Origin of the sequence: Levilactobacillus hammesii DSM 16381, assembly GCF_001434395.1 — a bacterium.
GTDB classification, from domain to species: Bacteria; Bacillota; Bacilli; order Lactobacillales; family Lactobacillaceae; genus Levilactobacillus; species Levilactobacillus hammesii.
This window is the reverse complement of the sequence record NZ_AZFS01000054.1, coordinates 92,058-102,520: the sequence shown is the minus strand read 5'-3', so window position 1 is coordinate 102,520 and position 10,463 is coordinate 92,058. Positions and strand designations below refer to the sequence as shown.

At 49.8% G+C, this 10,463-nt stretch carries 8 protein-coding genes and 1 pseudogene; 8 read left to right on the top strand and 1 reads right to left on the bottom strand.

The window, feature by feature from the left end:
- The 5 genes and pseudogenes from FD28_RS06605 to FD28_RS06585 form a co-directional block, all read left to right on the top strand.
- Positions 1 to 2,250: pseudogene (locus tag FD28_RS06605) on the top strand (serine-rich repeat glycoprotein adhesin); the annotation flags it as partial.
- Between the two features lie 146 nt (positions 2,251 to 2,396).
- Positions 2,397 to 4,037: a hypothetical protein gene (locus FD28_RS06600; protein ID WP_057733824.1), complete on the top strand. Its 1,641-nt coding sequence runs from the start codon at positions 2,397 to 2,399 to the stop codon at positions 4,035 to 4,037.
- A gap of 13 nt (positions 4,038 to 4,050) precedes the next feature.
- The gene (locus FD28_RS06595) at positions 4,051 to 4,254 is read left to right on the top strand and encodes a hypothetical protein (RefSeq protein ID WP_057733822.1); all 204 of its coding nucleotides are present in this window, start codon (positions 4,051 to 4,053) and stop codon (positions 4,252 to 4,254) included.
- Positions 4,255 to 4,268: 14 nt separating this feature from the next.
- Positions 4,269 to 5,789 carry a glycosyltransferase gene (locus FD28_RS06590; protein ID WP_057733821.1) on the top strand — a complete coding sequence of 507 codons (1,521 nt, stop codon included), beginning with the start codon at positions 4,269 to 4,271 and terminating at the stop codon, positions 5,787 to 5,789.
- A gap of 18 nt (positions 5,790 to 5,807) precedes the next feature.
- Positions 5,808 to 6,629, top strand: a complete 822-nt coding sequence (locus tag FD28_RS06585) for a CatB-related O-acetyltransferase (RefSeq protein WP_202813059.1) — start codon at positions 5,808 to 5,810, stop codon at positions 6,627 to 6,629.
- Positions 6,630 to 6,863: 234 nt separating this feature from the next.
- Here the strand turns inward: FD28_RS06585 and FD28_RS06580 are convergent, their stop codons facing one another.
- Complete coding sequence (locus tag FD28_RS06580) at positions 6,864 to 7,490, bottom strand: copper homeostasis protein CutC (protein ID WP_057733819.1); 627 nt, start codon at positions 7,488 to 7,490, stop codon at positions 6,864 to 6,866.
- Positions 7,491 to 7,579: 89 nt separating this feature from the next.
- Between FD28_RS06580 and FD28_RS06575 the strand changes: the two genes are divergently transcribed.
- From FD28_RS06575 to FD28_RS06565, 3 genes are all read left to right on the top strand, one after another.
- Positions 7,580 to 8,770: an AI-2E family transporter gene (locus tag FD28_RS06575; protein ID WP_057733817.1), complete on the top strand. Its 1,191-nt coding sequence runs from the start codon at positions 7,580 to 7,582 to the stop codon at positions 8,768 to 8,770.
- Positions 8,757 to 9,608, top strand: a complete 852-nt coding sequence (locus tag FD28_RS06570) for a methyltransferase domain-containing protein (RefSeq protein WP_057733815.1) — start codon at positions 8,757 to 8,759, stop codon at positions 9,606 to 9,608. Before FD28_RS06575 ends, FD28_RS06570 begins: the two co-directional genes overlap by 14 nt.
- A gap of 319 nt (positions 9,609 to 9,927) precedes the next feature.
- On the top strand, positions 9,928 to 10,440 hold the full coding sequence (locus tag FD28_RS06565) for a tRNA (cytidine(34)-2'-O)-methyltransferase (protein WP_057733813.1): 513 nt from the start codon (positions 9,928 to 9,930) through the stop codon (positions 10,438 to 10,440).
- Positions 10,441 to 10,463 lie beyond the last annotated feature (23 nt).

Here is a 10,463-nt window from a genome sequence, read left to right as displayed (position 1 = left end):
TCCGACAGCGACTCAGACTCTGATAGCGACTCAGACTCTGATAGCGATTCCGATTCCGATAGCGATTCTGATTCCGACAGTGACTCCGATTCCGATAGCGATTCCGATTCCGATAGTGACTCGGACTCAGATAGCGATTCCGACTCAGATAGTGACTCAGATTCCGACAGTGACTCGGACTCAGATAGCGACTCAGATTCCGATAGTGACTCTGACTCAGACAGTGACTCTGACTCAGACAGTGACTCTGACTCAGACAGTGACTCTGACTCCGACAGTGACTCTGACTCTGACAGTGACTCTGACTCTGACAGTGACTCAGATTCCGACAGTGACTCAGATTCCGACAGTGACTCGGACTCAGACAGTGATTCCGACTCCGACAGTGACTCAGACTCAGATAGTGACTCAGACTCAGATAGTGACTCTGATTCCGACAGCGATTCCGATTCCGACAGTGATTCCGACAGCGACTCAGACTCGGACAGCGATTCGGATTCTGATAGCGACTCCGATTCCGACAGTGACTCAGACTCGGATAGCGACTCAGACTCAGACAGTGACTCGGATTCCGATAGTGACTCGGATTCCGACAGTGACTCGGATTCCGACAGTGATTCCGACTCGGACAGCGATTCCGACTCAGACAGTGATTCGGATTCCGACAGTGACTCGGATTCCGACAGTGACTCAGACTCAGATAGTGACTCGGATTCCGATAGTGACTCAGACTCTGACAGTGATTCGGATTCCGACAGCGACTCGGATTCCGATAGTGACTCAGACTCCGACAGTGATTCGGATTCCGACAGCGATTCGGATTCCGACAGCGACTCAGATTCTGATAGCGACTCCGACTCGGATAGCGATTCAGATTCAGACAGCGATTCGGACTCCGACAGTGACTCCGATTCAGATAGCGATTCGGATTCCGACAGTGACTCAGACTCCGACAGCGATTCGGATTCTGATAGTGACTCAGACTCTGACAGTGATTCCGACTCCGACAGTGACTCGGACTCCGACAGTGACTCAGACTCAGATAGTGACTCTGATTCCGACAGCGATTCCGATAGTGACTCTGATTCGGATAGCGATTCGGACTCCGACAGTGACTCAGACTCAGATAGTGACTCCGATTCGGATAGCGATTCCGACTCAGATAGCGACTCCGACTCGGATAGCGATTCCGATTCAGACAGTGACTCAGACTCAGATAGTGATTCTGATTCAGACAGCGACTCCGATTCCGATAGTGACTCCGATTCGGATAGCGATTCCGACTCCGACAGTGATTCCGACTCTGACAGCGACTCTGATTCGGATAGCGACTCCGATTCCGACAGTGACTCAGACTCCGACAGTGATTCCGACTCAGACAGCGACTCTGATTCCGACAGTGATTCGGACTCAGATAGTGACTCCGATTCCGATAGCGACTCTGATTCCGACAGTGATTCCGATTCCGATAGCGATTCCGATTCCGATAGTGACTCGGACTCCGACAGTGATTCAGACTCAGATAGTGACTCTGATTCCGATTCTGACAGTGATTCCGACTCAGATAGTGACTCCGATTCCGATAGCGACTCAGACTCTGACAGTGACTCTGATTCCGACAGCGATTCGGACTCCGACAATGGTTCAGACTCTGATAGTGGCTCGGATTCCGACAACGGTTCCGACTCCGACAGTAGTTCAGGCTCAGATGGTGATACTGGTTCTGATTCGGATAGCGATTCTGATTCCGATAACGGCGGATCAACTCCAGGTGATGGTGGGTCTACGCCAGGTACCGGCGGATCAATGCCAGGAACCAGTGGCTCTACGCCAGGCACTGGCGGATCTAATCCGGGAACTGGTGGTAACACTGGTGGATCAGTCGCTGGAACTGGCACATCAGGTATTACAAGCACACCACTTGGTTATACGACAGGGTCTGCGGCAGCAACGCCTGCTGGAAGTGTGCAACAACCATCTAGTACCAATTTAGCTAGTCCAGCATCTAACGACCGTTCTGCTTCTACTGACGATAAGTCAGCGGATAAGAAAGTTGCCGACAAGTCAACAACTAGCAAGAGTGGTGCAGCAGCGGACGCGACGACAGGTGGAGATACTGCTAATCAAGATGCCCAAAATGAAGGCAACAACCTGACACTTTGGGGGTCAATCTTGGCTGCTATTGCGGCAGTAACCGGTGGCTCATGGTGGTACTTTGGTAACAAGCAACGGAAACACGATGACAATTAAGCAACAAATAAGCAAGAGTGGTAAATAGTAACAAAATGTATTAAGAGTGGGTATACTTGGTTTATACCCAGACGGGTCCTCTTCGGGTCAAACTGGGAGGACTCTTATATTAGAAAAAAAGTAAATTTGAGGGGCGGTTCTATACTATGAAGAAATCACTGATTAAGGCGTTTCGAGAAGCAGTTATGGCTCTCGGATCTGAGAAGGATTTAGCAACAGGAAGGGTGACGCTGGCATTGTCCATTTCGGATAAACGTCATCGTGCGACGACCCACTTTATCCGTGCTCGTAGTGTAGAAAGTGCCTGGACAGAAGTTACGACTCAATTGGCACCGATTCCTCAGCAGTCCTGGGTACGTATCGAGGCGGTTACGGGCGTCCAACGTCGGCCCATGGTTGACTTGCAACGGGATCTAAAAGATATGACGCGGATGAATTTCTGGCGACGTGGGATTAGTTTTGATCCGGAATTTAAGACGGCGCTCCTTGAAATGGAAATTAACGGCCATGAATTCTTTCATCCGGGGGAGCAGCATGTCGTTGGTAAAAACACTTCTGACAGCTGGATTGATTTTAAAATGATCGCAGATTACCTCACTGAGCGTGATGGGGAGGCTTGCTCCAACTTGGCCGACAGTCGTTATATCTGGAGCTTCTCGACGGCCGGAATTTTTTCAGATGGACAGCAAATCTGGCCGCTTTCTACCCGTGAAGATGGCACGACGGGTGTGCGTCAGCTTCAACAGCCCAAGAGGGAAATTGGTGATTACTTAAGGGTCGCTGAAAGCTATCTTGTGCGGCAAATTAAGGAAGATGGTAAGTTTGTTTACGGCTACTTTCCGGCTACGCAGCGGGTCTTGACGAATTACAATAGTGTCCGTCATTTCTCCTCTATTTATGCTTTGTTAGAAGCAATCGCGTATACAGGACAGGCGGACGACCTTGAGCGTGTTCGGTTAGCCTTACGGTGGGGTATCGATGAGCTCACTATTTTAAAGGGACAGGCAAGATTTGCGATTGAACGGCCAAAGAAAGGGACCCCAGAGATTAAGCTTGGCGCGCAAGCAATGCTGATCTTGGCGCTTTGTAAGTACCAAGAAGTGACGAAAGACGATCAGTTTGCAGATATTGCCTTGCAGGCGTTTCGGGGTGTCGTTGCCTTTCGCCAGCCGACCGGCAAGTTCAACCACGTGTTGAATCAAGATCTTTCGGTTAAGGATAGTTTCCGTGTTATTTATTACGAAGGGGAAATTGCTTTTGCGTTGATTCGCTTGTTTGAATTAACTAATAATGATGAAATCCATCAACAGGCACAACAGACGTTGGATTTCATGGTTCAGAATGATTTTGGTAAGTATCATGATCATTGGATTGCATACGCCGCCAATGAAGCGACACAAGTTTTCCCTGACAACCGGGACTACATGGCAATGGGGCTGCAAAATGCTTTTAGCAATTTAGCCTTCATTGAAAAGCAGGTCAGTCCCCATCCAACCCGCCTAGAATTATTGAATGCGACCGTTAGATTAATCGATACGGTTCGGCGGACGGCTAATGACGATTTGCTGGAGAAATACGATGTGCAACACTTGCGAGAAGTTTGGCAACAGCGCGCGGAGCATGAACTAGCAGTTGGGGCGTTTGAACCGGAAGTAGCGATGTTTTTCTACAGACCAGATAAATTTTATGGGGGATTCTTTACGCGGAATGATCACTTCCGCACGCGGATCGATGACTGTGAGCATTTCCTTTCTGGCCTGATTAACTATGTCAATTACCACTATTAGGAGGCGACGATGAATGGTCATTTTAGCAAGTATTTTTGCCTACAAGAAAGTCCAAATGTTTATCAGAATGTTGATTTACATTGTTCTCGGAATTGTCGTACTGGTCGTTCGTCATCGCAATAAAAAAAAGACCCGTAAGCGAATGGACGAACGGACCGAGTACATGATGAAACACACTAAAAAAGACAAGGATGGCAAGTATCCGTGGGAAGTCTAGATGGGGGAATGGGCATGAATTACTTTGTGGGCGCCTATCTCAATGCTCAGTTAACGGGTATTGAGAAGGCCCAGGTGAACCGCGTCAAGCTCTTTACAGATGCTGGTTGGCCAGCGCGGTGTTTGTATACGAAGTACAATCCCAAGATTCATGAAAACGCGACTAAATTTGGTCTGCAAGGTCGGTGTTTTACCCTCTATGATTATTTCCAAGAGGCAACGGACGACGAGGTGGTCGCCAAGGATTGGGTGGCGTACTGGCAAACGGTCTGTCAGTTTAAACTGGATTTTGTTGATATTGCGCCGGATATCCGTATCCATGACGATCAAGGCCGTTATGTGGCCTACGCACACTTTGCAACGCCGACATACGAGCAGCTGGTCTACGTGAATTATTTTGACAGTGATCACCAGAAGGTTAAGCGCGATATCTATGATTCACGCGGATTCTTGAGCCAGACTAAGTTTTTAAAGGAACATCAGCGGGTTCAGGCCGAGATCTTTTTCAATCGGCGCGGGCAGGTTAAGATTGAAAAGACCTATCAAGTGGTCAACGAACAAACAGTCTTAAAGCGCATCGTTTTAAAGGATTTTCAACAACGAGATTGGTTCTTCAATGCGGAGGAGGAATTTCAGACTTTCTTCTTCAACACGCTCTATGAAAAGGGTGACCTCTACTTTTGTGATAAAAATGGGTACATTGGTCAGGCAATGGCTAACACGGCGGACGAGGTTAAGGTGTGTGCCGTCTTTCACAGTACCCATGCGCGCCAACAGACGGATGTGCTGGGATCACCGTTAAAGAGTTCTTACCGGGTGCCCCTATCACAGCCAGAGAAGTTCGATCGCTTTGTGGTGTCTACGGCCCTTCAAAAACAAGACTTAATGGCACGATTCGATCAGCTGCCACCAATTGATGTGATTCCGGTGGGCTATATTCAGCCGACAACGGTCAATCTGCAACAGAAACAACCACACCGGATCATTGGTGTGGCGCGCTTCTCGCCAGAAAAACAGGTGTTACATCAGATTCAGGTCGTTGAACGACTGGTTGCCGAATTTCCCGACGTTGAGCTCCATTTATTTGGTTTTGGGAGCCGCCCGGAAGAGCAAAAACTACGGGATTACGTGCGCACTCACGGACTAGAACACCATGTTTTCTTCCGAGGGTTTGTCACGGATCTTTCGGCTGAGTATGCACAGGCCTCGTTACAGATGGTGACCAGCAATGAGGAAGGCTTTTCGCTGGCGACCTTAGAGGCGCTGAGTTTTGCGGTACCTGTGATCAGCTATGACATTCGTTATGGGCCGACTGAGCTCATTGAAGACGGTGTAAATGGTAACTTAGTGGCGCGGGATAGCGTCGACAGTCTCTACCAGAAAGTGCGGTCATACCTGCAGGATCCACATTTGCAGAAGATGTATATGGAAAACAGTTTGCGTTTGGCCAAGCGATACACTGAGGCGGCCACGAAAGATAAGTGGCAAGCGCTGTTATCAGCGATGGCTGGTAGTCGCGAATCAAAGATTGGGTGAGGTTAGGGGGCAGGTCGTATGCCGACCGAAATTGGTGGGGTCACGTTTTTTCAAAGTGGCTTGACGTATCAGGAGAAACACACGCGAAAGTTAGTACCATTTTCGTCGCGAATCGCACAGCTGTTAGAGCAGCGGCAGATCTTTACCCAGTTAAGGAGTCCACGCGTGCGTTTCTCGTCAGGCGATGTCTTAACGGTGAGCCAAAATACGGCGATCGAGCCTTTCGCCACTTTTCCCGTGGGGGATCGTTTCTATCCGATGGGGGCCTTCAGTTACTCGCGAAGCCTGCTCCCGGTCAACACCATTGTTGGTCGCTATTCGTCGATTGCTACGGGGGTTAATCGGATGGGAGCTAACCATCCGCTACATCGTTTTTCCACATCGATTATCACATATGAAGAAAATAGTGCGGCGCTGAATGCTTACTTGGCAACGCAGAGTGGCCCTCTGCATCTGGCGGTTGATTCGCCAGCCGTGGATTTACCGATTATTATCGGCAATGATGTTTGGATTGGTCAGGATGTGACCTTCTCTTCTGCGGGAATTGTGGTTAACGACGGTGCTGTGGTTGCGGCCAACGCGGTGGTCACCAAAGACGTTCCGCCGTATGCCGTGGTGGCGGGAAATCCGGCTCGGATCGTGAAATATCGGTTTGCATTTGCGATGATTCAGCAGCTGTTGGCGTTGAAGTGGTGGCAATATGACCCAGGCCAACTGACCACAGTTCGTGGTGACGACGCGATCGACCAGTTTATGGCGAAGCTACAGGCGTTAAAAGCGGCCGGTCAGCTCCGGCCATTCCAACCACCGGTCGTCACCTTGGCGGATTTCAGCGGCTGAGCTATTGTGAGGGATGCGAACATGGGGATGAGTCAATCGCGAAGATTCTTTCTTGGAAACAGGGCAAGCTGTCTGAGAAAATTGCATGCGGCAACTCGGTGATTGATGGGCGTTCGTGATGAATTGAAAAAGGGCCTGAGACTTTTGTCTCAGGCCCTTTTCACGCCGAATGGACATGGGCGAAACGTGTGCTCACCAGCTAATCGCCTTTGGTCACACTACTTTTTTTAGTGTTTAGAGTGCCAATACTTTCTTACCATATAAAATCTTGGTTCCCAGTTGTGTGGCAATCTCTTGGGCCTCGTGGGCCGCAACACCTGCCGGAATCAATGTCAGACCAACAGAATCAGTGAGGCGCTTAGTCATGGTCCAGTCTGCTAGTCGATCCTCGTTGGCCAAACCGGTGCTGAGAATGTGATCGAAGCCTTGATCGGCCAGCCAGTCAACAGCGGTGCCCCGATCTTGGGGACGAATCTGATCAAACGCCGTACTGAACGTCATGGTCATGCCGCCAGCTGCTGCAATAAGAGGGCGCAGCGCTTCTTGATCGAGTTGATGCTGTAACGTCAATGCCCCAAAGATGGCGCCGTCAACGCCGAGTTGTTGCGCCTCAAGCAGGTCAGCCTCCATCATCTTCAGTTCAACGTCATTGTAGGGACTGTGACCACCGCGAGGGGCAATCACGACATCCAAGCTGACTTGGTGTTCGTGGGCGTAACGGACAGCTTCGCCCATGACCCCCTTACTGATGGTCGTGCCACCAACGGCCAAGTTATCGGCGAGGGCAACACGTTTAACGCCCGCCTCAACAGCAGCGGGGAGTTGGGGATAATTTTCTAATAACGGTTCAACTAACAGCAAAATCGTCAATCCTTTCTCAAGTGAGATATTCGTCAATGCGGCTAACGGTATGGTACAATATACGCACTCTATCAACGGGAGTGAAGTTATTGAAAGCAGATACGCATAAGCCGCGTTCCTGGTTCTGGAACTGGGTGGTTAACAATCGTCTAGTCTCTATACTAACAATTACGCTTCTTATTTTACTCATTTTACTTGTCTTAAGTAAAGTCCCTTGGCTCGCAACACCGTTAGTTTTGGTCTGGCAGATTGTGGGATTGCCGGTTATCTTGGCCGGCGTCGGGTATTATTTACTAAATCCACTGGTTGATCGCCTGGAAAAATATCACGTTGGCCGCACTTGGTCCATTCTGGGACTCTTCATTCTGGTGGGCCTGCTATTGGTCTGGGGGATTGGGAGCCTGATTCCCATGGTGCAGCGACAATTGACCACGCTGATTGCTGAGTGGCCCCATTACTGGCGCGACGTGACCAATACCGTCTCGATGTGGCTTCAGGATGATCGCCTGAGTGGACTAAAGGGGCAACTGGATCAATTTAACCAGCAGTTGTCTGACAGCTCATCCTCGGCCGTTTCTAGTTTTGCCCAGAGTACGGTTAGCTCCGTCGGCGGCATTGTCAGCCGGGTGGTCGCAATTGCTGTGGGGGTCATTACGGCGCCCTTTATTCTGTTCTACCTGTTACGAGATGGGCACCACCTGCCGGACTATTTGGCTAAGATTCTTCCTATTAAGCACCGTGAGTCTGCCAAACACCTCCTAGTCGAGATGAATCGGCAGGTCAGTAATTATGTGCGCGGCCAGTTAATCGTGGCATTTATTGTGGCCGTGTTGTTCTACGTGGGCTTCATGATTATTGGTCTGCGTTTTGCGCTACTACTGGGAATTATCGCGGGTGTTTTGAACCTGGTGCCTTATCTGGGTTCGTTCTTAGCGATGGTCCCAGCGGTGGTCGTTGCTGCTTTTATTTCCCCGTGGATGCTGGTGAAGGTACTGATCGTTTTTATCGTCGAACAGACGCTTGAAGGCCGATTTATTTCGCCATTGGTTCTCGGGAGCTCGTTAAAGATTCATCCGTTAACAATTATTTTTATTTTACTGATTTCCGGGAAAGCCTTTGGCGTCCTTGGTGTCGTCCTGGGGATTCCTGGGTACGCCGTCATTCGCGTCATCGCTACCGAGAGTTTCCGGTGGTACCGTCAATTCGTTGGCGGCTACGACGAGGAGACCCCCACACCCGTGACTGAACAAGGAGAAACGACACCTGATGAAAAAAATTGATGAAGCCGCCGCATTCTTAACGGCGCACGTAAACTTATTTCGCTGTCCCGTGTGTTTGGCACCCTATGACCATGTTGACGGCCACAGTCTGGTCTGTCCGCATGGTCATAACGTGGATCTCTCCAAGAAGGGGACCCTCTACTTCATGCAGCGCGCCGTTGAGAGTGAATACGACAACGCCATGTTAGCGGCCCGCCGTCGTATGCTACAGGCCGGACTGTTCGCAGGAATCACGGCGGAATTTGCCGCGCAGATGCCCGCTACGCCGCAGACGATTTTGGATGTGGGCTGTGGGGAAGGGACACCGCTAGCTGATGTCTTGCAACGCCGTGACAACCGCGATACCGCGATTGGATTTGATTTATCTAAGCCGGGCATTAACTTGGCGACGCAACTGGACGGCTCGGCATTCTTCTGTGTCGCTGACTTGGCACAAATGCCCTTCAGCGACGGGGCCTTTACGACGGTCCTTGATTTGTTCTCGCCGTCCGCTTACAAGGAGTTCAACCGGGTGATCGCCCCCGGTGGACGGTTGCTTAAGGTAATCCCCAATGCCGATTACCTGATTGAGTTGCGTCAATCACTCTTTCCGGCCGGCAGTGCCCACGCAACGTATGATAACGGCAATGTCTTAGGCCTATTTAAGCAACATTATCCGGAGGCAACGGCCCAACGGATTCGCTACGAAGTTCCGGTACCGGCTGAGTTATTTGCCGATCTGATGCTGATGACGCCGATGCATTGGGGGGCGGACGAGGCACAGTTGGCGCAGGTTAAAGCCAACCCATTTGATCACATTACGGTTGACGTGACTTTGTTAAGTACGCAAGTGAATTAGGTAAAACGTTAAAGAATCTTAGGCATGGGGCTTGCGAACCTGACAAAGCGGTGTTATATTTACCAATGAGAAATCGTTTGGCGGTCGATATCAGCTTATGCTGTTAGCGGCTGACAAGTAGCACTTCACTAAAGCAGCTCCTCGCCGTGCCCACACCGAGGAACTGCTTTTTTTCTGCCACAATATTGCCAATTTCGATTGGGCAATGGTCAGGCGGGGGTGTGGATTAACGTCCAAAGCGGGCCTTGTCAAAAGCCTACCAGAATGGCTATAATGATGGAACAGAACGAATGTTTGACAGACAGAATGGAGAGAAAGTATGACTAATCATATCGCGTTATTTGAACCACTGTTTCCGGCTAATACGGGGAACATTGCTCGGACTTGTGCCGGGACGGATACGGTTTTAGACTTAATCAAGCCACTTGGGTTCTCAGTTGATGATGCCCATCTCAAGCGAGCTGGCTTGGACTATTGGGACAAGGTTGATGTTCGTTACCATGAAAATTTACCAGAATTCTTGGCATCTATTCCCGATCCCACGCAACTTTACTTAGTGTCAAAATTTGCGGATCAAGACTATACGGAACCCGATTACAGTCTGAACGATCATGACCATTACTTCCTGTTTGGGAAGGAAACGACGGGGTTACCCGAACCATTTATGCGGAAGAATAGCGAAAAATGTATTCGAATCCCACAAGACGATACGCATATCCGCGCGTTGAACTTGTCCAATTCCGCCGCCATCGTGATCTATGAAGTTCTGCGTCAACAGCAATTTCCTAAGCTTGAACGGGTTCACAAGTATCCACACGACAAATTGAAATAATTTTGAAGAATGAAAGGGGGCCG